General features: G+C 30.6%; 16 protein-coding genes. 5 read left to right on the top strand and 11 right to left on the bottom strand.

Going from position 1 to position 26,022, the window contains the following annotated elements; translation table 11 throughout:
- Positions 1 to 2,136 precede the first annotated feature (2,136 nt).
- Together hisH and rsmD are read left to right on the top strand one after the other, a co-directional pair.
- Positions 2,137 to 2,775 (top strand): imidazole glycerol phosphate synthase subunit HisH, encoded by a 639-nt coding sequence (hisH, locus tag ETSB_RS00510; RefSeq protein WP_044105635.1) that lies wholly within the window; start codon positions 2,137 to 2,139, stop codon positions 2,773 to 2,775.
- A gap of 317 nt (positions 2,776 to 3,092) precedes the next feature.
- The gene (gene rsmD / locus ETSB_RS00505; RefSeq protein ID WP_044105634.1) at positions 3,093 to 3,635 is read left to right on the top strand and encodes a 16S rRNA (guanine(966)-N(2))-methyltransferase RsmD; all 543 of its coding nucleotides are present in this window, start codon (positions 3,093 to 3,095) and stop codon (positions 3,633 to 3,635) included.
- 848 nt (positions 3,636 to 4,483) lie between these two features.
- Here the strand turns inward: rsmD and ETSB_RS00500 are convergent.
- The 7 genes from ETSB_RS00500 to ETSB_RS00470 all read right to left on the bottom strand — a co-directional run bounded on the left by ETSB_RS00500 (position 4,484) and on the right by ETSB_RS00470 (position 12,712).
- Positions 4,484 to 4,750, bottom strand: a complete 267-nt coding sequence (locus ETSB_RS00500; protein ID WP_044105633.1) for a LapA family protein — start codon at positions 4,748 to 4,750, stop codon at positions 4,484 to 4,486.
- 61 nt (positions 4,751 to 4,811) lie between these two features.
- Complete coding sequence (recJ, locus tag ETSB_RS00495; protein WP_044105632.1) at positions 4,812 to 7,160, bottom strand: single-stranded-DNA-specific exonuclease RecJ; 2,349 nt, start codon at positions 7,158 to 7,160, stop codon at positions 4,812 to 4,814.
- A 1,289-nt stretch (positions 7,161 to 8,449) separates the two neighbouring features.
- On the bottom strand, positions 8,450 to 10,168 hold the full coding sequence (locus ETSB_RS00490; RefSeq protein ID WP_044105631.1) for an ABC transporter ATP-binding protein: 1,719 nt from the start codon (positions 10,166 to 10,168) through the stop codon (positions 8,450 to 8,452).
- A 217-nt stretch (positions 10,169 to 10,385) separates the two neighbouring features.
- The gene (locus ETSB_RS00485) at positions 10,386 to 10,832 is read right to left on the bottom strand and encodes a DUF3531 family protein (protein WP_044105630.1); all 447 of its coding nucleotides are present in this window, start codon (positions 10,830 to 10,832) and stop codon (positions 10,386 to 10,388) included.
- A 32-nt stretch (positions 10,833 to 10,864) separates the two neighbouring features.
- Positions 10,865 to 11,443, bottom strand: a complete 579-nt coding sequence (locus tag ETSB_RS00480) for a CPBP family intramembrane glutamic endopeptidase (RefSeq protein WP_044105629.1) — start codon at positions 11,441 to 11,443, stop codon at positions 10,865 to 10,867.
- Complete coding sequence (locus ETSB_RS00475) at positions 11,436 to 12,521, bottom strand: DUF3326 domain-containing protein (RefSeq protein ID WP_044105628.1); 1,086 nt, start codon at positions 12,519 to 12,521, stop codon at positions 11,436 to 11,438. Before ETSB_RS00475 ends, ETSB_RS00480 begins: the two co-directional genes overlap by 8 nt.
- 11 nt (positions 12,522 to 12,532) lie before the next feature.
- Positions 12,533 to 12,712 (bottom strand): hypothetical protein, encoded by a 180-nt coding sequence (locus ETSB_RS00470; RefSeq protein WP_044105627.1) that lies wholly within the window; start codon positions 12,710 to 12,712, stop codon positions 12,533 to 12,535.
- 845 nt (positions 12,713 to 13,557) lie between these two features.
- On the opposite strand from ETSB_RS00470, the gene ETSB_RS00465 reads away from it, so the two are divergent.
- Positions 13,558 to 13,965: an ArsR/SmtB family transcription factor gene (locus ETSB_RS00465; RefSeq protein ID WP_044105626.1), complete on the top strand. Its 408-nt coding sequence runs from the start codon at positions 13,558 to 13,560 to the stop codon at positions 13,963 to 13,965.
- A gap of 702 nt (positions 13,966 to 14,667) precedes the next feature.
- Here the strand turns inward: ETSB_RS00465 and ETSB_RS00460 are convergent.
- Positions 14,668 to 15,297, bottom strand: a complete 630-nt coding sequence (locus ETSB_RS00460) for a DUF3177 family protein (protein ID WP_044105625.1) — start codon at positions 15,295 to 15,297, stop codon at positions 14,668 to 14,670.
- 158 nt (positions 15,298 to 15,455) lie between these two features.
- Positions 15,456 to 15,680, bottom strand: coding sequence for a Calvin cycle protein CP12 (locus tag ETSB_RS00455; RefSeq protein WP_044105624.1), 225 nt, complete (start codon positions 15,678 to 15,680; stop codon positions 15,456 to 15,458).
- Positions 15,681 to 16,015: 335 nt separating this feature from the next.
- Between ETSB_RS00455 and ETSB_RS00450 the strand changes: the two genes are divergently transcribed.
- The gene (locus ETSB_RS00450; protein ID WP_044107512.1) at positions 16,016 to 17,263 is read left to right on the top strand and encodes an FIST signal transduction protein; all 1,248 of its coding nucleotides are present in this window, start codon (positions 16,016 to 16,018) and stop codon (positions 17,261 to 17,263) included.
- A 1,000-nt stretch (positions 17,264 to 18,263) separates the two neighbouring features.
- On the opposite strand, the gene ETSB_RS00445 is transcribed toward ETSB_RS00450, so the two are convergent.
- Entirely contained in the window at positions 18,264 to 20,060 is a 1,797-nt protein-coding gene (locus ETSB_RS00445) for a S8 family peptidase (RefSeq protein WP_044105623.1), read from the bottom strand.
- A 178-nt stretch (positions 20,061 to 20,238) separates the two neighbouring features.
- Between ETSB_RS00445 and grxC the strand changes: the two genes are divergently transcribed.
- Positions 20,239 to 20,505: a glutaredoxin 3 gene (gene grxC / locus ETSB_RS00440; RefSeq protein ID WP_044105622.1), complete on the top strand. Its 267-nt coding sequence runs from the start codon at positions 20,239 to 20,241 to the stop codon at positions 20,503 to 20,505.
- A 2,176-nt stretch (positions 20,506 to 22,681) separates the two neighbouring features.
- Here the strand turns inward: grxC and dxs are convergent.
- Positions 22,682 to 24,592: a 1-deoxy-D-xylulose-5-phosphate synthase gene (dxs, locus tag ETSB_RS00435; protein ID WP_044105621.1), complete on the bottom strand. Its 1,911-nt coding sequence runs from the start codon at positions 24,590 to 24,592 to the stop codon at positions 22,682 to 22,684.
- Positions 24,593 to 26,022: the final 1,430 nt, after the last annotated feature.

Raw genomic sequence — 26,022 nt, 5'->3', positions numbered from 1 at the left:
ATAAGAGCAGAAAATTGGTCAATTTGTTCTTCATCTAAAAGAACTCATAGGAGACTATTTATAATAGTTATCTTAAGATAACTATATGATGTATTTCGCTGAACTAACATTCCAAAAGAATCATCTAAATGGCTTAAAGAAAAAAAAATTACCTAAAAAATTTTATTTTCTTATATGTCACTTACTTAAAGTTTCGTTCAAAACAGTCTCTGAATCGAAAGTAAACTCATGATGGTAAGTCTATTCCCTCAGATTTGACAGCATAAAAAAAATAACGTTTATTTATAAAGGCAGGCTAAGAATAGGAGTAATTAATAATAAGTAAGCTTTCATACAAGAATTTGGAAGTTGTTTATGAAATTAAGGGCGATTGACTTATTCATAACCAGCAGTATTTCAAAAAGTTAATTTTTTTAGTACTAGACAAAACACTAACCTCAGCTAGTTTTGTATTAAAAATAGTATTAATTAAACTACTTTAGTCTGCACTTTTTAGTCTTATCAATTAAATAATAACATGTTTTTATTTGATTGCTGTAATAGGTTTTTGGTAAATAATAATTTATCTTAAAGTTTAAGTTTTCTCAGAAAGGAAAATTTTTATACCAATAGATAAAAACTCCAATTATATATTTTCTTTCTGTTACTAACTTTCTCAACAAATTGTTCCTATGCTTTTTAAAATATCTCCTGTATAATATATAAATTTACTGATCAATTTTTTTCCTTCCATTAAACTTCAAAGATAAACAGAAGTATTTTATCCTAATGTTAACGTATCAGCCCTTACCCAAGATGCTGATATTGTACTATAAAATCCTAGTATAGACTTGATTGATTTTCGTATCACGTACTATTTGTTTAAAAAATAACCTGTAATGGCTACTAACAATTACTCTTGTCTGAAAAACTTGTCAAGCTATTAAAAATTTCTTATTTACAAAAAAAAGAGGAATAGCCGATGGAGTGACAGCAATGATAAAAAATGAAATATAATACTGTATATTTTTACGATAGAGATCATCTGTTTTTTTTATTATCTTTGTAATAGGTTATAAATTATATTTAAAGTATTTTTATATAAGGGCATAGTTCAAGTTTTTAAGTTATAAAAATTAATATTTTTTTTAAAAAATTAAAATAAAATTCTTTAAAATAATTAGGTTTTATATATAATAGACATTATAATTATATTATATATAAAACCTTAACATAACACTTCTAATATTGTAAATCTACTCTTGGTTATTCAATGATTAAATTACTTTTTATTTTAAAATTCATAAAATAGCAGTATTATTAGAAATAGTTTAATACTAATTCTTATAAAGACAAGCATATTAATTGTTCCATTATGGATAATAATAAGAACTTTACCTATAATTAAATTTTGTAAAAATCTATGTTAATTGTCGAATAGTTAGACTTTTATCTAGCTGAGGCCTTCTTGTCATAATTGTTCCAGTCTTTGCTTAGATTATTCAAGTAGTTGGTAAAAAATTGATGACTTGTTAATCACTTATTTAAAGCCATTTAATAATTATTTTCTAAACTAATTCTCTTTTTTATCACAATTAATTAACATTATTTTTTCTATAAGTAAATGATTATATTTTAATCTAATCATAGATATTTTTTTTACTTTATGTATCTCTAAATAAGTTATTATAAATTCAACTAGATAAATTTTTTAAAAATAAATAAAAATATAGAATCAGGATCAAGATATAGATACAATTAAATTGTCGCAAATATTATATTACTTTATAATAAAATTTTTTATAAATAAATTAATTTTCATTCATCGTAACCAATAGATATATTAAGCAATTATAAAACTATTTTTTTAGGTTAATTGTGCTTTTAAGTTTATCCCATTCTCTCCTAATATTCAAGTTTATAATTAATAATCGATACAATCTAGTCATTATGACAAAAATAAAGCTATCGAAGGAGTGTTTAAATAAATACTCCTTCGATAGCTTTATTTTAAATATATCTTCAAATAACCTTCAAGGAACTAGAGAGTTGATAGGGTATCTAAATTTGAAATCAAGTAAAGTTAAAACAATGCTAGTCATGGTTTCTTATACTCTAGAATAGGATCAAAGCATTTATTATATTAAATCTTACAACATGAATTTTATTGCAGTTATCGACTATGATATGGGAAATCTACATTCTGTTTGTAAGGGAATCGAAAGAGCAGGGATAACCCCAAAAATCACTGATTCTCCTAACGAAATTGCTAAAGCTGCTGGAATTATTTTACCTGGAGTAGGATCTTTTGATCCGGCAGTTCAAAATTTACGGGCGCGCCATTTAGTTAATCCTATTAAACAGGCAATTGCTGATAAAAAACCTTTTTTAGGAATTTGTTTAGGTTTACAAATTCTTTTTGATACTTCTGAAGAAGGGAAAGAACCAGGGTTAGGAATTATTCCTGGAAAGGTCCGTCGTTTTCGTTCTGAACCTTATCTTACTATTCCTCACATGGGTTGGAATCAATTGGAATTTACTCAATCTAATTTAAGTTTATGGCAAGGCTTACCCCCTAATCCTTACATGTATTTTGTTCACTCTTATTATGTTGATCCACTTGATATAAGTGTTACCGCAGCAACCGTTACTCATGGCAGTCAAACAGTAACAGCAGCAATTGCTTTTGATAATTTAATGGCAGTACAATTTCACCCTGAAAAATCCTCCAATTATGGCTTAAAAAGCCTATCTAATTTTGTGAGTTTACTTAAATCAGTACAACTCTATAAATAACTAGAATTTTTAATTGTCTGCTTAGATAATTAAGATTAGTTAAGTTAGACTTCAATTGCAGTTACTTATTCACTTAGAGATATCTAAAAACCTATCAATAGTTTTTTTGGATAAAATTGTATTTAGGATAGATTACTATTTTAGTAGTTGGTAACTAAGACAAGTACAATTAGAAAAAACAATGGATAGTTTAGATACTCAAGAGTTTATTAGTCGTGTTGCATTGACTGATCACTATTACGTGTTTGAGTTTGGCTAGACTTTTGTATTTGTCAGTAGTTCCTAATCAATATCCCTATAATTAACTATTAACCAGAATGCGGATTTATGGAAATCGATTATTAACCACTTTACCTGGACAATTAATTCGTCCTACATCTGCTAAAGTTAGGGAGGCTTTGTTTAATATTTGGCAAGGTTCAATTGTCGAATGTCGTTGGCTAGATTTATGTGCAGGAAATGGTTCAATGGGTGCAGAAGCTTTATCTCGTGGTGCAAGGGAAGTAATAGGTATTGAAAGCTATGGGAAAGCGTGTAAAATTATTAAGCAAAATTGGCAAAAATTTTCCACGACAAATCAGACTTTTAAAGTGATTAAAGGTGATGTTTTAAACATCCTAAAAACTCTAGAAGGACAACAATTTCATTATATCTATTTTGATCCGCCTTATACTAGTATGTTGTATCAACCTGTTTTAGAAAAAATAGCAGCTCACAAACTTTTAAAAAAAGGCGGAGAAATTGCAGTAGAACATAATCCTAAATTATGGCAAGCAATGACAATCAATGGATTAGAAATTCGTCAGAAAAAATATTATGGAAATAGTGCTATAACATTGTATGTATTTCAATCGAGTTAAAAGAAGAAAATCAGAAAGCAAAAAAAATTTGTTAACTCTAATATAAATTATGCTTGTCATAGTTATTTTTTAAAAATTCCTACTTACTTTAATTTTCAAAATCGAAATGTCGCTATTATTTAACTAGTACAAATATTTTATCTCTAATAAATTCTATATTATCAATTTCATCAATTCTACTAAGTGAATAAACTATTAATTAATTAATAGTATAAGTCTAATTTAATTTGGTTTTTAATCGAAGTAAATTTACTGCTTTTATTTGCAATTATTTTAACTTTTATTTTATTAAAATTACCATTATTATTTTAATCTACTATTCTTTATAAGGGATTATATAAACACTAACACTTAGCAAATTTATTATTTATAAATCTCAATAAATTAAACCTACTGGAGCTAGTTCAACTAAATTAGTTAACAAGACTCTAGTCACCAACTAATAGTTTTCATTGAAAATATTATCTTAACTTTTTTATTTATTTTTTAATTAAGTTTTTAAGCAATATTTTTAAACCTCTATTTTAAGTTAATTTTTATGATTAAAAAAATTAACTTAAAACAGAGGTTTTTCTGTTCTAAAATTTTCTATCACTTTATTTATTTTGCTTTTATTAAAGTCTTCTTATTTACTCTTTTATTGACTTTATTTGTAAAAATTTTTATATAATTTTTACAATTTTAAATTAATTTTTTTCTTATTTTTATTGTTTATATTTTAATTAAATCATCAGCAACTAAATAACTAATTTTTCTATGGCTATTAGAATTTACGCATCAATTGTTCGACGTAATTTTACGACTTGTAATTTAACATTAACCTAACATATACATTGATTCAATTTAAATCAAAAATTATCAACTTCTTTAGAAATTTTCCTTGAATCTCTTTGAGGTAAATATTTTGAACATTCCCACAATATAGTCATTAGTGATCCCAAAACCATTCCCCCCCCTATACAGAAAGATAATAATACTCCAATGGGAAATTTGATAGATTCCAACATTAAAAATTTTAAAGAAATTTCAGTAATGTTTTGAATAGAAAAAATAGCGATTACTCCAAACCAGAAAGCAATCATTATTGTGATAATTAGATAGGTTAAAGATTTCATAATTTTATACGTACTTTTGCAATAGCACCTTATCTATTCTAGCTTAAAGAATAAATTATATTTATTCTTTTTTATTGTTTATATATATTTTTTTGTTGATATACTCAAGCGAAACTTCAGAAAAATATTTATGCTGAAATTGTTCTTCGTCCACTATTTCTAGAAATTTACTCACTTGTTTTTGAGCATTATTAGCAATCTTTTTGATCCATCTAAATTGGAACTTTTCTTCTATTTTATTGTAATTAAATCCTAATTCATACAAGGTTTCTAATCCAATTTTTAGGGTATAATTACTAAGTTCTAATCTTGTCTTTATTTGTTTTATATTGACAACTTCATTAGTACGACTGTAATATTTTGCAATTCCTAATAATTGTTGCCAAACTTCTATGGAATTTATATATTTTGGTGAATCATAAGCAAGAGCAAGTTTAATTTTTTTTTGTTGAGTTTGATGATATATTGTTAATAGTTCATCCCAGCTATTAGGACATTCTTGTAATATTTGAATTTGAGTATTTACTTTTTGAAAGTCTTCTTTATATTTTTTGTTTCGCCAATCTAACAAATAGTTATTATTATTAGTATTTTGATTAAGTTCAACATTATCTACACAGTCTCTAATAGCAATTAATCTAACTTCATAACGTTTATAATAAGAATTAAAATATAATTCAACAATAGTATCTTGGAGTTTATCAAAAGGAAGCTCATCTTTATAATGTTCCCACCAAACTCCAGGAAATCCTTTGTCAGTAGAAAAATCATGAATCTCAAAAGTTGTCTTTATATACTGTATTTTATTTTTTGTTCTGTCCTCAATATTATTGCTGAAAACATTATCAAACCAGCAATTTTGTATTAAAATTTTAGGAATAGAATTACCAATTCCACAGGGTTCTAATAATTTTAGTTCTCGAAATAAATCTTGTCCTAAGTCAACAACAGTAACAATTAAATCTACTTCAATCGTTGCTTTTAAATAAGTAATATGATCGAGTTTTTGTCGTAATTGTTGATTAATCCCTTCTCTAAATAAAGTTAAATTTTTTAGAGGTAAACTTAACCCTACAGCAAAAGGATGTCCTCCAAAACGATGTAACAAATTTTTATGATAATCCAGTAATTTATATAAATCTATTTGATTAACTGAGCGCGCTGAACCTCTGAGCATTTTTATGCCTTTAACTTCGTCTTCATTATCTGTTTCTATTATGGTTAATAAAATTGTTGGACGACTATATTCTTGAGCAATTTTTCCTGCAACTAACCCTAGAACTCCGCTATCCCATTGAGTATCTTTTAAGACAATAGCTTTCACAGTTGACAAGTCAATTTTAGATAGTTTATTTTTAACATCTTTATAAACTCTTTGTTGTATTTCTTTACGTCTTGTGTTTGCTAATTCGGTTTTAAAAGCAAGTTCGTGGCAAAGTTTTATATCGCGACTAGTTAATAATTCAACTCCAAATGTTGCATCTCCATAAATGCGACTAATAGCATTAATTCTAGGTCCAATACCATAGGAAATATCAGTAGGTCGATCACCATTTTTCTTACATAACTCTAATAATTTAGCAATTCCTGGACGAGTTTTAAATTGTTGCTGTTTGTGCAAGCATCGAATACCTTTTTGTGCTAAATAACGACAATCTCCTTTTAACTCAACTAAGTCAGCAATTAGCCCGATAGCAACTAAGTCTAATAATTGTTCTAGTGGTTCTTGAGGAATATTAGGTAATTCCTGATAAAATGCTTCAATTAATTTATAGGCTACTGCCACTCCTGATAGATTAAATAGAGAATGATTAGTGCTAAAGTAGCGAGGGTTGATAATAGCAGTAACAGGGGGCCGAGTATCTGGTAAAACATGATGATCGGTGACAATTATATCAATACCTAACTCATTAGCATAGTCAATTTCAGTTAAGTTAGTACTGCCTGTATCACAAGTCACAACTAACCGAGTTCCTGATATTGCTAATTTTTTTATTCCTTGACAATTTAATCCGTGTGATTCTGTGATACGATTAGGGATATAATAGTCAAGTTGAAGATGAGGAAGAAAAAATTGTCCTAATCCTTCCCAAAGAACGCTAGTTGAGGTAATTCCATCAGCATCAAAGTCCCCCCATATAGTTACTTTTTCTCGATTTTCATAAGCTCTTTTAAGGCGTTTAACTGCCCATTTCATTTCTTCTCCAAAAGCAAAAGGACTAGTTGGATGATAGGCATCAGCATCAATGAAAGACATCAGTTGATCTTTGTGTTGAATTCCTCGTTGCCATAGAATTTTAGCAACATGTTTTCCTTCAGAATTAGGAGTATATAATTTAACAATTGTTAGAAACCACTGAGGAATTAATGGAGATGGTGCTATTTGCCATTTATCTTGCAAGATATTCATTATAAATAAAAATTTTGCCTTTTTAATACTTTGAGTAATTTATGAACTGAGTAAAATAGCTCTGAGTATCATAAAGTAAGATAGAGTTAATTGTAATAAGTCATTATTATTTAACTGTCAAGTAATAATAGTTCAAGGAATAAACCCAAAAAAATATAAATCAAAGCTGTATTACGTGAAATTACTCCTTCAGCTAGTCCCAGAGAATAGCCATCTAAAATAAAGACAATTGAAGTAAATCCTAGTACAGGTAAAAGCTATAGCTGATATTAGTTTTACACTTAAAGCAATTATTCTTGTCAGTTTTCATAGAGGAGGTAAGTCTTGTTTAGCTACTTTTTCTTTAAAATTTATACCTTAACACCTAAAGATTCGGTGACAAAATTAATCCATTAATTCAATACATTTCCAAAGTAAAATATATGTAACAACATAGTATTTGGGGTTAAGAGATTTGTTACGATTATTGTACTAAAATTAGTACATAAAGAAAACTTTACCATTTTATTTCTATCCTAAAAACCAACCAATAAAGAAAATTTACTGGTACACCTAAAATTTATGCGTCATAGTCAGCTTGGGTAGATACTTTGAGCATTGGAGCTGCATTAAGGAGAAAAGGCCTAATCTATTTAATAAATATTGTTAATGTTAAGAGAAGAATTCTTAATCCTAAAGCTAAAACTAATCGTTAATTTCTTAGTAAGTACAGCAGCATATTATCTACAATTTTAGATTCATAAGGTCATTCTTGAACTTCTCTTAAGTTATTTAAGCAAAGTTTTTCTTTAGGGGTTACTAGTAATTTTATCTTTACCCAGAAATAAGTCATTAACGTTGATAAATTAATCAATTAATTTTATTTAAAAGTTATTCACTGTAAGTTTTGCTGGGCTGATTACAAAATCTATGAAGCGGCAGAAATTTATCCTAAAATTATTTATTGAGTAGACTGTGAAGAATGGGTTATTTCCTAATCTAAGCCAGTTGTAAAGTTAGTTTGATTCCTCAATAGCACAATTTATAAGAACTTGTTTATATTGATATTAATATAATTCATTTCAAATTAATTTCGGAGTTGGAACAAAAACGAAATTAACAGTTAAAAGTAGTTCTTATTTCTATGAAGTCCTCATCAAGTAAAACTGTAAATTAAATTTATCAAAATATTTTTATTTTTGAGTTATATTCAGAGCTTATATCGGTATAATAGGACTAAACAATTCATAGTCAAATTTAAGTAAGTAAGGGTTGAATTTTATTTGTTTGTAGACTTTCTATGATTGGCGTTAATTCCAAAGAGACCGATACAAACCAGGTTGTTGCCACAAGGTTTTATGGGTTCCTATCTGAACAGGTTTTCCTTTATCCATCACTAAAATACGATCTGCTTGCGCTGCAACCGATAAATGATGAGAAATAAAAATGACAGTCTTACCCTGTTCCTTGTAAAGACTATTTAGAATCTGGGCAGCGGTTTTATTATCAACATTCGATAGAGCATCGTCTAGAATTAATATTGAAGCATCCATCAATAAAGCCCTAGCTAGAGCAATACGTTGTCGTTGACCGCCTGAAAGAATAATACCCCTCTCTCCAACTAAAGTATCATATTTTTGCGGCAAATTCATAATTTCTGGATGAATATGGCTTTGTTTAGCTGCCCATTCTACTTCATCTCGTCCTTTAAGAGGGTCTCCATAACGAATATTATTTTCAATAGAAGTATTAAACAAGAAGCTATCCTGAGGAACATAGGCGATTGCCTCCCGTAATTGGGCTAGAGGTAACTCAGTGATATCATAATCATCTAAAAATAACTGTCCTGGGGCAATCTCAAGTAAACGGGGTAAGGTATTGGCTAAGGTAGATTTTCCGCAGCCGATTGGACCAACAATGGCTACCGTTTCTCCAGGATTAATTGTAAAGTTAACTTTGTCTAAAGCTGGGTTTTTTGCCCCAGGATAAGTATAGCTTAGGTTAAGGGCAACTAATTTACCTTTAATCTCTGATGAGGAGATAGATTTAACTTGGTTTCGATCGCGAACTCTCGGCTGTGATTGAAAGATGGCTGCTATTCGGTCAATACTCACCTCTCCCCGTTGATAGGCAGTCATTGTAAATCCCAGGAAAGCCGTGGGAAACACTAACTGTTCTACTAAAATAATTAGAGCAACAAAATCTCCAATGCTGATAGTTCCTTCATTAATTGCTTTAGTTCCAAAAGTTAACAGCAGTAATAGACTGATATATGATATACCTTCAATGATAGGGAATAAAAAGTTACGAATTTGGGCGAGTTTTAAGTTAGCTTTTAGTAGTTTTTGGTTTAGTTGGTCAAAAGCATGAATTTCGTTAGCTTCTTGGGCATAAATTTTAATTAAAGCCATGCCACTGATATCTGCTTGAATTAATTCACTAATCTCAGACAGTCCTTCTTGCACCTTAAACTGTTGATTTTGTAATTGTCCACTGAAGATATGAACTATAAATAGAATCACTGGATAGATAGCAATAGCCAATAAACTTAAGGAAATATGAATGGACAACATCGCCGGAAGAGTCAGAGCATAGGCAAAAATAATATTAATTAAACTCAATATTGCGAAGCCTACCAAACGACGAATATTATCTACATCACTGGTGGCACGGTTAATTAAATCGCCGCAGGTATTAGTAGAAAAATAGGCAGGTTCTAGGGTAAGTAAATGCTCAAATATCCTCTGTTTGAGGTCAAATTCTACCTGACGACCCACTCCAAAAATTATGAGGCGCGAGATCATGCGAATTATCCACATAATAGTTGCCAGAATTAAAATTAGAGCAGCATATGATAATACTCGATCCAAACTAAACACCTGACGCAAATCGTCGATACTATCTCGAATCAGTAGAGGAATATAAACCCCTAGAGCATTAACAACAAATAATGTGCTTGTTCCCCACAACACTTGTTTCCAGTAAGGATGCAAATATTTACCTAGTTGTCGAAGTCGTGACGTTGCCATGCGCTTGTCTTTTTTAGGTAATTTTTAAAATCTTTCCATTATTTTCTGTATAACTTGGCTTTCTTGAAATCAATCGTTTAAACATTTGGAAGAGTCATAAAACTTATTGAAATGAAATAATGATAATTATATAGGTTTTTAATTTTCTCACTCAGCCAAGACTAATTTTTTAAAAAATTAGTCTTAAATATCAATAAAATGAAAATATTTTTAAAACTTAGTTCTCAATAAATATTGATTGATTTTTATCTTCAGCTTTCCAATTTTCATTTTCACCACCAATAATCAACCTATTGATAGTGACATACTCCTTACTTAATTGATTTAAAGCATTAATCAAAATATCCAAAGCAATTAAATCACTCGTTCCCAAATCAAACCAGCAGCGTCCCCAAACTCCTCGATATTGAAACTCTGTCATATTGTGCATGAGAGCCATCATAACACTGTTAGCTGTACCTGTCTCATATTCCATATAACTAATATCAATTCCCTGATCTTGTACTTGTAAATTTTCGGCGTTAAATGCTCCCAACTTTCCTAAATAAAACCAGGCATTAAATACTTCCTCTATGTATTGTTTTTCCATAGATGAAGGAATAGTTTTAAACTCTAGCCAAATCCATAAATCAAAAGGATTAAATTCTCGAAATTGAATTTTCATATATTAAATATCAATTATTGATTAGTATATATTTATACCGACTTACTAATTTTCCACAAGTAACTTGACACTAAATTAGTCATAATGTGGGCGATAATTGGAATCGCTAGATTCCCTGTCAATAAAGCACTATAACCTAACACAAATCCTACTATCGTTGCCCATATCACGTAAGGCCACTGTTGCATTCCGCTTGAATGAAGCATTCCAAAGATTACACTTGACAGAATCACTGCGAGTAAATTTAATCCCAATGCGGGCAACATTACTCCACGAAACAACAGTTCTTCACTTAAACCTGGTAATAATCCTAACCAAATTAAATCTAACCACATTAACGGTCGAATTATTAATTTAAAGTAAATATCTGCACTTTGACGATAGGCTGGCCAGAGATGATAAATAATGCTACTAGTAACAATAATTCCCCCCGCCACTCCTAAACCACCTAAAATAGCGTTGAAGGTTAATTGAACATCCAGTAGGATAACAGACCATACTTTCTGCCAAACTTTAGCAATAATTAAGAGAATAACTGCTGTTACTCCTATTACTACTAAAATTTGCTCACGGGTTAACGATTCTATATCAGACAATTTAGGATCAGTCACGAGTTTTAGAAAAACAATTAAGGGATGAGACAGTAGGATGCAAGACACTAACACTGATTCCAGCACGATGAGCAACTAAAACACCTAACGCCTCTAAATAAGAGTTTACCTTAAGCGCCTGAATTCCGAGGGACTCTGGGGTAACTTGTAATCTAGTTTTATTTTCTGCAACTGTAATAATACGGGTGTTACGATGGCTGAAACTGAGAATAGCACTTCCTCCACAAGCAGTCTCTGGAATAATTACTGCATCTACTTGATTTCCCCAAATCACAGAATCCACAAGTGTGGACTTTAAATTCACTCCCTCTGTGTAAACAAACTGAGGTGCGCGACTCAACCCTACTAAGACGCAAGGTAAAAAAGTATAGCCAAGTTCTTCGGCTGCGGCACGGGGGGAAAGATTTGGCTCCAGGGGTAAAGGCATCAAAGCAGGAGCATGGGCAGCGGGAATACCAAATTGACGGACAATTAGGTGAGAAATAACTGCTTCTGCTCCCGCTAAGGGGTCAACTCCTTGACCATGACGGTAGTTATCTAGAGCTAAACTGTCAAGTTCGTCGGGAAAGCGGACAACAACTGCAATTGCTTGAACTTTAGCTTGGGTGATTAATGTCTCTGCTGCTCTGAGTAAACTATCTGGATTGCCAATAGTTCCCCAACTAGTCCCAGAAGAAGCAATGCCTAGATTAATCTCTAGAGGAGTGTCGGTAAGGATATAATCGGTTATGTCTAATCCTAGAGTAGCTCTCGTAGCATCAGCAACTTGTAAGTGGCGTGTTTGTAATTCTGGTTCGAGTCCTTGATCTAAAATTAGACCAACTCGGTTTTGATGAACTGGTTGCAGTCCCCAATCTCCTCGAGCAAAGCGATCGAGTCCATATCCTTCAACGTAAAAGGTGTTGGGAAGATTCCAGTAGAGTTGTGCTCCATTGAGAACATTGGGGTGTGTGATCAAGCGATCACACACTTGGGAAATAGCACGGGCAACGGGAAGAGCATCTCCAGCATAACCCCCAATAGTAGCCCCAATTCCGGTGGGAACAATTAAAACGACGGTATAAGGAAGATGAACCACTATAGTAAATTTTAATTACTGCTATTTGTAATAATTCCTTCTATGTGAACAGTTTGCTTTTTAGTGTCAACTTCCGTGATCGACCAGCGAAGAGGTTCTCCTCTTTTTCCAAGTTCAGCTTCAATCTCTTCGTGTAATTTTAAGATATTTTTTTGAAGGTTGACTTCGACAGTAATAAAATGAGTCGTCATTGCTTTTAAATTCGCATAGGTGGTTTAATTACTCTACCATAACAAATATTTCTTGAAAAAATAACCTATTAATGTAGATCAACAGTGGATAATATGTATTAATTTAATTATCATTGTAAACTGTTCTATACGGCATAATTATCTACTCAGAATTAGATATAAATCAAATTGTTTCTTTTTCATCAGCCCTTGTTAAATTTGTTGGCTTCAATTGAATGAAATCACGCAGTTTAAATCTGCATTTACTAAATTAGTTTCAATTAAGTTATAAAATAACGACTATTGTTTTATTGACTAAATTTTATTTATCATAACTTAGCATCTATTGAATCAGCTTTAGATAAAAGATCTCAACTAAGGGTTATATAACATAAATCGGCTTTTAAAAAATTAGTTTATTGCTTATAAGTTTTCCACGAGTCGGCAAAAAAAATTACTATTAGTTGACTTTACCCCTGTTAAGTCAGTTTAAATTAACCTCTATTACTTCATTGATATCTATTCTTTGAAATTAATTTAGCTTGAATTTACTCTTAAAAATTTAATGTTAATCAAATTTTTAAGATATAGTTTCTTTTAAAAGAAACTATATCTTAATTGCATTTTTTAGAAAACCCTATATAAAATTATTTTTTGCTAAGTTTTTTATAAAAATAATTTTATATAGGGTTTATTATACTAATTATTCCCATAGAAGATTTATTTCACAATGATTTAAATTATTATCCCCTCATCTTGAGGATTACCTTAATATACTACTAGTGAGTAGTATAGCAAATTAGCTGTAAATCAAGCTATACTACAAAAATAAATATAACTATTCAGTTAGTAAACTCTATAGCAATATGGTTCAAAGCCCTAATTCACGATCAGTAATAAAGATAGCATTATCGGTGGACTCTGAGACGTCTAAGTTATCTCCAGCAGTTTTCGGTATGATTGCGGATTTTTTTAAAGTTTTATCTGAAGTCAGCCGATTACAGATCGTCTGCAGTCTTAAAAGAGGAGAAAAAAATGTCTCTGAGATTATTGAAATTACGGGTTTAGGACAAGCAAATGTATCTAAACACTTAAAACTTCTCACCCAGGCAGGAATTGTGACACGAACTCAACAGGGGGTTAATGTAGTTTATGCAATCGCAAACCCTTTAGTTTTTTCTTTATGTGATTTAGTTTGCAATTCAATCGCCACTCAATTACAAAAAAAAAATAAACACTTAAAGTCCCTAAAAGTATTTCAACAATCTTTCTAGCTACGGTATCAGATGTCGGAGTAGTAAGTACCTACAATGTTCAATGTATCGGTCTAAAAATAGAGTCAAAGTTTAATGAGGAAGCTAGAAAAACTAGATTCTTAGAACAAGTCTAATAGATATATGAAAAAATACCTGCTTAAAAACCGATGTATTCTAACTGATAGATAGTTCATAGTGCTGACTTTGGAAATATTTCACCGGGGGTTTCTAAATAGCAAATATTTGCTATTTAGAAACCCCCGGTGAGATAGCAGCATCTTGATCATGAGACAGGGAAACTTGTACTGTAAGCTTGTGCGATTTGTCTGGGGGAATATCACTAAATCTATTAATCATTCAATTCTCAGCGCTTCTTAAATCTTTCATTATGTAGGGACTAAACAAACAATCAATGTTAATAACTAATAGTTTATTTTAAAATTCAATAAATTTTAATCATGAAATCGGTTATCTTCATTGAAGAGTTGAAAAATTTTTTAAAAATCATAATTTAGCTCAGGATCTCTTAAATTATATACTATCTACTAGTAGAACTTTTTATTGACTTTGGAGAACATAAAGTTCAATTGTTTAACTTGAGTAAATAATACTATTTTAAATGTAAAATACAAGTTAAAATTTTTTCTTTATCAATAGAAAATTTAAGTGATTATTGTTTCTGAGGTTTTAATTCTAAATTTGTACTACTTCTACTCTATTTTACTGTTCAAGAGCTAAGCGTCCTTGCTTACCAAGTCTAATTAAGAGAAAATACCCAAAATAAAGAACATAGACCGATAATCCTAACAGGCCTAAAAATCCAATAAATCCTTGAGTAGCATCGCTATGAATAATAGAACGATATCCTAAAGGAGCTTCAATCCAAACTTGACAGAATGGACTTGAAAGTAAATCTAGAGAAAATGCACAAGACAAAAAAGGAACACTAGCGATGACCCCTAAACTACAATAAACTGTCATTGCCCAACGCCAGGAGACAACCATTAATTTTAGAAAACTCGGAGATAAATCCTTAATTTCGTCGTTAATATCCACCCAAAACCAAAGGGAAATGGGAATCAGAATACGAGCGACCAAAGCAGTGATAAAGCCAATTTGTCCACAAAGATTTTCAAAAGTGGAGTTTTCGATCCCCCAAGCTGGGACCAACAAATAGATCGTGATCATTAATAAACTAGCTACTCGCCAATAAATAATAAGAAGACGACTAATGGCTTCTGCTTGTCGAACTAGAGACCAGATAATCAAAATTGTAGGAACTATAACAATGAATGACATCGCTAATCGATAATCAGTCCAAACTAAAGGCCGAAACCATAGTTCATCCATTTTCTTTCAATTTCCTCAAAAAACGCTCTAATTATTTTAAAGGGATGTTTTTTATGCTCAGAATAGTAGTGATGATCCGCATTTAGATTATTGTCACTACCACTAGGTTGTAATATCGGTAAATGGGCAACAGACTGTATATGCGAGTGTATTAAACTCTAGTCTTCATAAACTCGACATTCAACCACGTCAGGATTAATATCACAATTGGTCTTGAAAGGGGTTTTAGTAAGTTGTTTTTGCCTTTGGTGAAAAGCCTCCGCTTGCAGCTCTTCGACGGCATCCCAAGCGGCAGCGTAATCTCTAGAATTATCTCCTTTAATACTGCAGACGATTTTAGCGTTTTGTCTCTCTTGTTCAATTTGATTTTCGATGTTACCCATTATTCCTCCTTGGTTTTCTTGACTTTAATCTTATAGGTATTGAGATTTCAGTTTATCCTAACGGATTTGTCTGTGCCACGACTCATGTCATAGTATATATAAATCTTCTACTCATACCTACTTAATATTATGACTAATTCTTAATCTTCTCTCAAGAAAAGTATACTTGAAAGAATTGACTCAATCGCAAAATTTCTCTGTCTTTGCTTGATATCTTAAAACATACTTATTGAAGTAATCCTATCTCGTCTGTGTTTATAAACTAATAATTCTTTTTTTTTGCTCTATAGTTACTCGTCGTTTTATAATTTCATGAACTTTCTATGATCAATGAAATGCAGTGGGTGAATGCTTTATCTGTCCGTCCATCACTAGAAGCCGCAGTCACAGAAGTTGTAGATAGAGTCACAAAATCTTTATCTCAGTCCCCTGACTTGGGTATCTTATTCATTTCTTCGGCCTACGCTAGTGATTATCCTAGATTAATTTCTCTAATTCTAGAAAAGTTGTCTTTACCTATTCTTATTGGTTGTAGTGGAGGAGGAACAATTGGCGTGGATAATTCTACCCAAATCATCGAGGTTGAAAGTGGACCGGCTCTAAGTCTTACTGTTGCTAGCTTACCGGAGGTTGATGTTCAAGCCTTCTATCTTACTCCTGATAATTTACCCGATCTCGACAGTTCCCCCGATGCTTGGAGCAAACTTGTGGGTGTTCCTCTTCAACAACACCCACATTTTATTCTTTTATCTGATCCCTTTTTTTCAGGAATTAATGATTTATTAGCTGGGCTTGATTTTGCGTACCCAGATTCAGTAAAAGTAGGGGGGCTAGCAAGTACAGGGGCTATGAATGTTCAAAGTTCTTTATTTTACTATACCTCAGAACCTTCAGAGCTTAAGCTATGTCATCAGGGAACCGTAGGATTAGCCTTAAATGGAAAGATTATAGTTGAATCTATTGTCGCTCAAGGATGTCGTCCTATTGGACAGCCTTATCAAATTATGCAAGGGGGACGCAATATTATTTTACAGCTGGGAAAACTAGAAAATATGGCTCAACCCATAGTTAGTCGTTCTTCTTTAGAATCTCTTAGAGAGTTGATCAAAACGTTGGATAAAGATGATCGTCAATTAGCCAAACATTCTCTGTTGATTGGGATTGTCAGCGATGAATTTAAACACGATTTGCAACCTGGAGATTTTTTGATTCGTCATTTGGTTGGGTTTGATCCGCAAGTAGGGGCGATTGCTATCGGCAATCCTATTCGTCCAGGTCAACGAGTTCAATTTCATCTATGCGATGCTAAAACTTCGGCAGATGATTTGGAATTTCTTCTCAGGACTTATGTCACTGTTGGTGAACTAGACAAAAAGATTCGGGGGGCGTTAATTTTTTCCTGTTTAGGGCGTGGAGAAGCTTTTTATGACAAGCCAAATTTTGATTCATGGCTGTTTCGTCGTTATCTTCCCCAACCACCTTTGGGAGGCTTTTTCTGTAACGGAGAAATTGGACCGGTGGAGGGGAAAACTTTTTTGCATGGTTATACTTCTATTTTTGCACTTTTTCTTCAGCCAAATTAAGTAGATAAAAATGTATATTTATTTTTTGTTTTTTTCTAGGTTAAGGTGACAAAAAAGTTTTACTACTCCAATATACTGAGCGTATTTTTTCTCGGTAACTTATATTTATTTTGTTTTAGGCACCAGAAAACTCCATAAAAATAATGAATAAATTATTAAATATTTGTCTTGGATAGAGAAAATAAATGTTTGTTTCAAGATTGCCTCTTGTTAAATAAGATTTAATCAATATGCAAAAGAGTAAAACAAAAAATATAAGCTGAATATATCTACAAGAAATGGAGTGGGTAAATAATAAATAAAAATAATTCTCAAAGACTTATATCGCATAATACAGATTAAAAATCTAAAGTATTAAAATTGTCTTTATTAAAAAATAATAAATTTATTACGAGACTTTTATTTAAATTAAAGAATTCAGTATTTTTTAAAAAAATCGCTATAAAAATTGTATCAATAAATTAATGTCGTAAGTTAAAATAGTAGCAAATAGATTGTATCTATTGAAACAATCTATTATTTAATAATAAAAAATTTAACCTACAAACTAAAAAATCTAAATAAAAAATATTGGTCAAAAGAAAAAATAGTTTTAGTTAAAGTAAGATTAAATATATTTTTAATAAAAATAAAAAAGATTTAAGTGAAGAAGAAAAAGTTGAAATTAAATTTAATAAAATATTGCCAGTTATTTAAACAAATATTGTTAAAAACAATTAGAAGATCTTTAATAAAAATCCAGGATGAATATAAGGCCTATTGAAATTAGCTAATTGCTGTAAAAAAGCTTCGAAATAATTAAGTATTGTACTTTATAAATAATTGCTTATTTTGACAATTAAATTAGTAAGAAAAAGCTAAAAATAAAGAAAGTTCATAAATTATACACCTTAAGTTTCTTGACTAGACATTATACTAGTTCATTTCATATTATTAATCTGTGATAAGTTGAAAACCAATCAAAAAACAGATAACCTCTATATCAAAAATATTTTATAAATCATTTTTTAGCCTTTTTATACTGTAATTGTGTTGTTTGATCTTTTTTTTTGACTATTGGCCAAATTAAGCAAAAACAGAGGATAACATTAACTCCTAAAAAAAATCGGGAAATATCTCCTGAAGGAATTGCCCAAACTGCAGAATTCATGACAGTATGAATTGTTAAACAAGAAGAGACTCCTAAAGAAATTCCCAACGCAAATGATTTTCCTCGTTCATAACCTAATAACAAAACTATCAAAGTAAAAGGAACTAAAATACTAGCTAAAAAAGGATTTAGCAAAGAAGTTCCGCGAATAGAATTATCTAATTCCGGAATAGAACTCCCCATAACTCGGAAGGGCCATTGAGGCAAATCAAAAATATAGATTCCTTGCAGAAAAAACAGTCCTGAACTTCCCAAAATTAACCCCAAATTTAGAGATATAGTCCAGGCAAAAGGAAAATAGACCCTTAAAAACCAAGCCAACAGATAAGACCCTACAAACATTAATAGTTTGGGAACTAACGCCACTACACTGTAATCAATCCAAAAACGAGGGTAAAGGTAGCCATTGGCGCGCATCCATCGGAAGAAGTCCCTGAAGATAATTTGACTTCTGAAGGCTAAAGAAACCGCTTCCCCAGCATCCAATTGTCCTGCCCCGTAATGGTTAAAAGGATCTTCTCGAACATTACGAGAGGATCGTTTAAGGATAGCTAATACTTCAGATGGTTCTTTAATACCAGAAGCCTTAATTAAAGCCGCTACACCCGCGACGTGAGAGGCGGCCATACTCGTCCCCTGGAACCCGACAAAAATCGCTTCTCCCGTTTGGGGGTTAATCGTTTCTTGAATAATCTTCCCTATCTCACTACCGCCAGGGGCAGAAATATCAATTCCAGCCCCATAGTTAGAATAAGTTGTTTTTTGACCAGCTGCATCTAGAGCAGATACACTAATTACTTTAGGATAACGGGCGGGATAGGAAGCAGCATTTTTATTAGAATTCCCCGCAGCAGCAATAATAACAACACCTTTTGAATAAGCATAGTCAATAGCATCTTTCATAACTTGACTGTCACCACCTCCCCCAAGACTTAAATTAATCACATCGGCATTATGATCAGCAGCAAAGCGAATTGCTTCAGCAATATCAGCAACAGTTCCTCCACCTTCAGCAGCAAGAACCTTGAGAGGCATAATTCTAGCATGGTAAGCAATACCAGCTACTCCATACTTGTTGTTTGTCGATTGGGCAATGATTCCAGCAACATGGGTTCCATGACCGTTATCATCAGAGGCATCAGTTTGATCGTTGACAAAATCATAACCTTCAATAAATTCTGTCTGTCGTAAGTCAGGGATTCTACTAACCCCTGTGTCAATCACAGCAACAGTGATTCCTTCCCCTTGGCTATTTTTCCAAGCTTTTTCAACATGAATACTATGCAAGTTCCATTGCTTGTTATAGTCGGGATCGTTGGGTATTTCTAAAGCATTGTAAATATAATTGGGTTCGGAGTATTCAATATATTTTTTAATAGAAGACTGTTTTATCAGGTTAAGGAAAGTTTTATCCCCTGATACAGTGTAGATGTGTTCATCAGCAGAAAAAATACTATTGAGACTTACAGTCTTTTCATATTGTTTAGTAATCGCTCCTAATTGTTTACTAATAATTGAGGTAGGAACATCTTCACGAAAATTAATCACTATCGAATCAAATTTTCCCTGATTTGCTAATCCTTTGAAGTTATATAAGGCTACCCATAGCCCAATAATAAATAAACTAAGGAATAATAACTTTTTCATAAGCTTGACCAACGTTACAGCAGGTACTAGTCTAAATATTCAGAATAACCTATCTGGACCTTCAATTCTTAATTTAAAATGTTCTTATTACTTAGTTTTCAGGTAATGATTGACTAATTTTGCGGTTAATTTTAGTACAATATAAATTTAAGACTTAAAACTTAGATTCAGGATCAAAATGACTGCTAATGTTGAAATTTATACTTGGGGTACTTGTCCTTTTTGTATTCGGGCTAAAGCCTTACTCGATAAAAAGGGAGTCAAGTACACTGAATATCGTATTGATGGAGATTATGAAACAAGGGAAAAAATGAAACAAAGAGCTGAAGGTCGTAGTAGTCTGCCCCAAATTTTTATCAATAATCAACCTATTGGTGGATGTAATGAATTATATTCTTTGGAATCCATGAGTGAATTAGATTCTCTCTTGACTACGACGGTTTAACAAACCACATGTTTACCGAGAAGGGTTTGAATTTTAAAAAAATTCAAACCCTTCTCGGTAAAGATCTTCTGCTTAACAGTGGCTGAGCCTGTCCTTACTAAGCTAAGGTTATATAAGAGATATACTTAATTTGATTTAAATGTTTAATGTTTATTGCAACCAAATTTATGAAATAAAAAAACTATCTATTAAAGTATAAAAAACCTGAATAGACCCAAATTATTTTTTTATAAAACCTGATCATTCTAGAGATTATTATTTAATATACAAACGTAACAATAGAGTCAATAAGACTTATAATAATTACTCGTATATTTTTAAAAAATTATATTAAATAGTCACCAACTATTTCCCTCAACAAATCAAGTATTCTTAGGTTAAATATACTCATTGCTATATATTTATACTCAATAAATAACTAATCCAAAAAACATAAAATGACTTTTTAAAAACTAGTTTTAATTTAGGTAGTATTTCTTTCAGTAAAGTTTTTGTAATAGACTATTAATTTTAAATTTTATTTAAATTTTAAGAATAGAGCAGAAAATATAATAGTTTGTATTCAGCTTTTTTTGATATTTTTTTTAAAGATATTTTTTTATAAGAAGATAAATCAATATAGATAATAATATCTACTAGGTTTTGCTAAAGAAGTAAATTTTTGTATGATTAACATCGAAATGTATCTCTATTATAGCTTTATAAATTTTATAAATACTTAAATAAGTAATTTTTTTAAAAAAAATAACAATTAAAGCAAATTTTTTCTAGTTATTTTTATTATTTAAAAGACAATATTTTCTTGGTCTAATATAATAATTATGTAGATATTTTTAAATTTTTTTAGAAAAAATTTAACTCTGGTTTATTTATCTCTTTAGTATTCGTATTTTTTTGTTATTATTACTTTTTGGCAAGTACAACTTATATTGTTACTGGGTAATATAATTTTTATATAATCAAGCTATTTTTATTTAACTTTTAGTATATTGTTTCTAACAAAAACCTAAATTTTTTATTGTTTCTAAAATTTGTTATACTTTTTCCTTCATAATTGACTGCAGCATTATCTTATACTTATTTTAGATTTTCAACAAAAAAACTAAAATATTATTGTCAATTCTAATAAAAAATAGTACTCATTTTACTATTTGTTTACTTCCTTGCTAAGGATAAAATTATCCTAATAGGTTTTCTTAGTGCTTTAGTAAATTTAGATAAAGGTGTGAGAGTAGTAATTATAAAAATAAGAAAAATTTAAAGAACAGTAAAATGAGTAAGAGCTTGAGGTAAAAAGTTCTGACTAAAATTTAAGAGGTTGTCATGGATATTGGGAAACCCTATCATAATTTTATGAATAAATTTGCGCTACAATACAAGTGAAATAATAATAGAGATATTTCATGTAATAAAATGAATTAATAGTCTGTAAAATTATTAAACTATTAAATAATAATAAAAAGATAAAATCTTATCATATTTAAATATAAAAAAATATTTTATTCAGAAATAAATACTTTTTTTTATAAACATCAAACCATATATTAGTATCACTAAAGTTAGTCAACTAATCTTATAAAGTTTTATTTTTTTAACTAAAATATCGTGAACGAATTAGATACAGTACTAGAATAGTTAGTATCTATTTTTAGTAATGAATAACTAAAAAAATAGTAAAAAATATTAATTAAAGTTAACTTTTAAAAAGTTTATATACTCGCGAACTCCGTCAATTCTAAACTCCAAAAAATTTACTTTTTAATTACACATTATTAATTCAGTATTTATCAAAAAAAATTTGATTATGACAATAGGGTCATAACTTACTTTAATTCTCTAAGGAAGGGAGTCTGATTAGAAGACTGATATTTTTAAATTCATCTATCGGATTTAATCTAGGAGAACATAAAAGATAAACTATTTTACAAACAAAATGATGTTGTTACCTTAGAAGTTAAGCATTGTGATAAAGATTTCATGATTCTAAAATTTTCAGTTAATACTGGACAATTTATAGAGGCTTAATAACAAGCCCCTATTGTTGTTAATTTAATTGAGTAGACATAAACACATTAAAAATAATTTGTTGTTATATTTGAGCGTGTAATTAAGGGAAAAGAGTTTAACGATAAACTTCCCCATTGTTCGTTTAATAATACTCATTTACCCAAATGTCTTAACTCATTACAGACGGTTGAAGACTTTTGAAAAAAACTTGTATAATTTGTTCAACAATTTGGGGACTGGTTAGCCCTAAATCTACTTTGGATTGCTCGAGGGTAGCATGATCAACTAGGTGATCGCTCACGCCAAATCGCTTCAAAGGGATTAAAATGCCGTTATCAGACAAGACTTCAGCTATTGCTGAACCAAAACCACCCAGGAGACAACCTTCTTCTAAAGTAGCTACTCTTCCAATGCGTCGAGCGAGGGGAAAGATTAATTCCGTATCTAAGGGTTTAACAAAACGGGCATTAACTACTGTCGCTTCAATGCCATATTCTACGAGAATTTCTGCCACTTGTAAGGCTATATTTACCATGGAGCCATAGCCTAAAAGTAAAATATCATCTCCAGTACGGAGAATTTCTCCTTTACCGATGGACAAAGGTTCCCAACCTTCTTCCATTAAAGGAACTCCAATACCTCTACCACGAGGATAACGCATAGCGATAGGTCCATTAGTGTAATTAACTCCTGTCACCACCATTCGTTGTAATTCCGCTTCATCTTTAGGAGCCATGATAGTCAGGTTAGGAATACATCTTAGATAAGCGATGTCATACATTCCTTGGTGAGTCGGTCCATCTGCACCGACAATTCCGGCGCGATCAAGACACAAGAAAACGGGAAGGTTTTGAATACAAACATCATGGAGAACTTGATCGTAAGCTCTTTGTAAAAATGTGGAGTAAATAGCTACAACGGGACGCATTCCTCCACAAGCAAGACCAGCAGCCAGGGTAACAGCGTGTTGTTCAGCAATACCTACATCAATGTATTGTTTAGGAAGTTTAGCATAAAGTTTAGCTAATCCTGTTCCCGTAGCCATAGCGGCAGTAATTCCGATAATTTTAGAATTGTTTTCGGCTAGCTTAGTAAGAGTATGAGCAAAAACTTTAGAATAACTGGGAGGTTTAGGTTTATTGGACGGATGAGCTTTGCCAGTAGCTAAGTTGAAGGGACTTTGAGCATGGTAGCCTACTTGATCTTTTTCAGCTAGGTCATAGCCCTTTCCTTTGATAGTGGCAACATGAACAAAGACGGGTCCGGATACTTTATGGGCCTGTTTGAAGGTGTCAATTAACTCTTCTAGATTGTGTCCGTCAATTGGACCAAAATATTTAAAACCTAATTCTTCAATTACTGCACCTACTTTAGGCACTGCTAGACGTTTAATCCCTTCTTTAACCCTTTCCATTTCGGGGGTAAAAGACCCTCCAAAAAAAGGGAGCTGTTTAAATTGTTCTTCCAGGTTGTCTGAAAGGAATTGAACAGGATCACTCAGACGCACCTTGTTGAGGTAGCGAGAAATAGCTCCTACATTTGGAGAAATAGACATCTCATTGTCGTTGAGAATGACCATGAGATTTGTGTTGGGTAAATGTCCAGCGTGGTTGATGGCTTCTAAGGCCATTCCTCCAGTTAATGCTCCATCTCCAATCACTGCTACAACTTTATGGTCTTCTCCTTGAGCATCTCTAGCTAATGCCATCCCTAAGGCAGCAGAAATACTTGTAGAGGCGTGTCCAGCCCCAAAATGATCAAATTGACTTTCGCAACGTTTTAGATATCCAGCAATTCCTTTTTTTTGCCGTAGGGTATGGAAACGATCATAACGACCAGTCAACATTTTATGAGGGTAGGCTTGGTGTCCTACATCCCAGGTGATTTTATCCCGATCTAAATCTAGGGTTTGATAAAGGGCGACAGTGAGTTCTACTACTCCTAACCCAGGACCTAAATGTCCTCCACTAGCGGCGATCGTTTGTAAATGCTTTTCTCGAATTTGACGACTGATGTCTTCTAGTTGTCGGAGCGATAAACCATGTAACTGGTTTGGATGAGTGATTTCACTTATGTGCATGCTGTATGTTTCTCTACCATTTTGATTAATGCGCTATATTACAACTTTAATTGATTTTCTGACTTTAGTTTATTATTTCCTCATGACTAATTATAGAAACTCTGATAATTAATCTGATTAATTATCAGAGTTTCTATATATATTTTAAATGAAATTATTAACTATTTTATTAATTAAAATATTATAATTTTTGCAGTAAAAATTAAACAAAATAATGAGCGATAAGTTTTAAAAGCTTTTAAGATAAATAAATTATATAAATCAGTTTTAAGATTTGATTGAATAAATAACTATAATATATATATTATAGTTATTTATTCAATCAAGTTAATATTTAATACATTTTATAAAAAAATATTTTGTCATTAACAATACAGAATAGCTAAGTTTAAATTTTAAATTAAAAAATTAATTTACTTTTTTAAATCTATATATTAAATTGAAGAGGTTATCAACCATAATGGAATGAATGTCCAAAAAACACTTCAAAATCTGAGTAAATTAGTAATACTTTATTAAATATTTTTGAGTTTAGGTTAATTTAAATTATTTATTTTTATCGGATAATATAATAAAATATTTACTATATAAATATGCATAAAATATATATTTATATGGTAAAACTATTAAAACAATTTATTAATTTTTACTTATAAGTTTAGAGATATAAAAATTAACCATTTTACTTCAAGTAATTCATTACATTTAACTTATTTTTTAGTTTAAAATGGTCTTTTTATTTAATGTTAAATTCTTTTAGTTTAAAATCATCTACTTAGCAATTAGATGATCATAGACAAAATATAATTCTATAATTATAGTAATTTTGTCTAACAAACAATATATCAACATTGCTAATATAAACAACTTAAATTAACGCTAATATTTAAATTTTAATAATTTTTTATATTTTAATGTTAAAAATAAATAATTAAATCTAATATTAGAGTTCTATTATATTAGATAAACAAGTAAGAGAGCCTAGATTGTCAAAAATTACTAATAGGGTTAGAATAAAAGTTACTTTTTGGTTATTATTCCAATAGATATTAGGAATAATAAAATAAAAAATACTTAATTTAAGCAGCATAAAATTATTGTTTATTTTGAATAAATTAATACAATGATTATTAAATTTATATAGGTTTTTGACCTATTTATAATGAGATCAAAAACCTATATAGCTATAAAATATTTTAAGAATAAAAAACATAAAAATTATTAATCAATAATAAGCACTAATTTTATTTAAAAGATTGTTTATAATTGATGTTTTTCCTGTTATGTATTTAATAATAAAATTAATGATTTAACATACTTTATTAACCCAAATAAAAAGTAGCTTTTTATAAAATTAAGTTGCTTGAGGGTAAAATAAACGAGAGTAATAAATATAAATGTTAAAAAAAGGAATTAAGTCCTTTTAAAAT

Source organism: cyanobacterium endosymbiont of Epithemia turgida isolate EtSB Lake Yunoko, from assembly GCF_000829235.1.
Classification (GTDB): Bacteria; Cyanobacteriota; Cyanobacteriia; order Cyanobacteriales; family Microcystaceae; genus Rippkaea.
The sequence above is the reverse complement of the archived record's forward strand: the minus strand, read 5'-3'. Positions and strand labels throughout refer to the sequence as shown.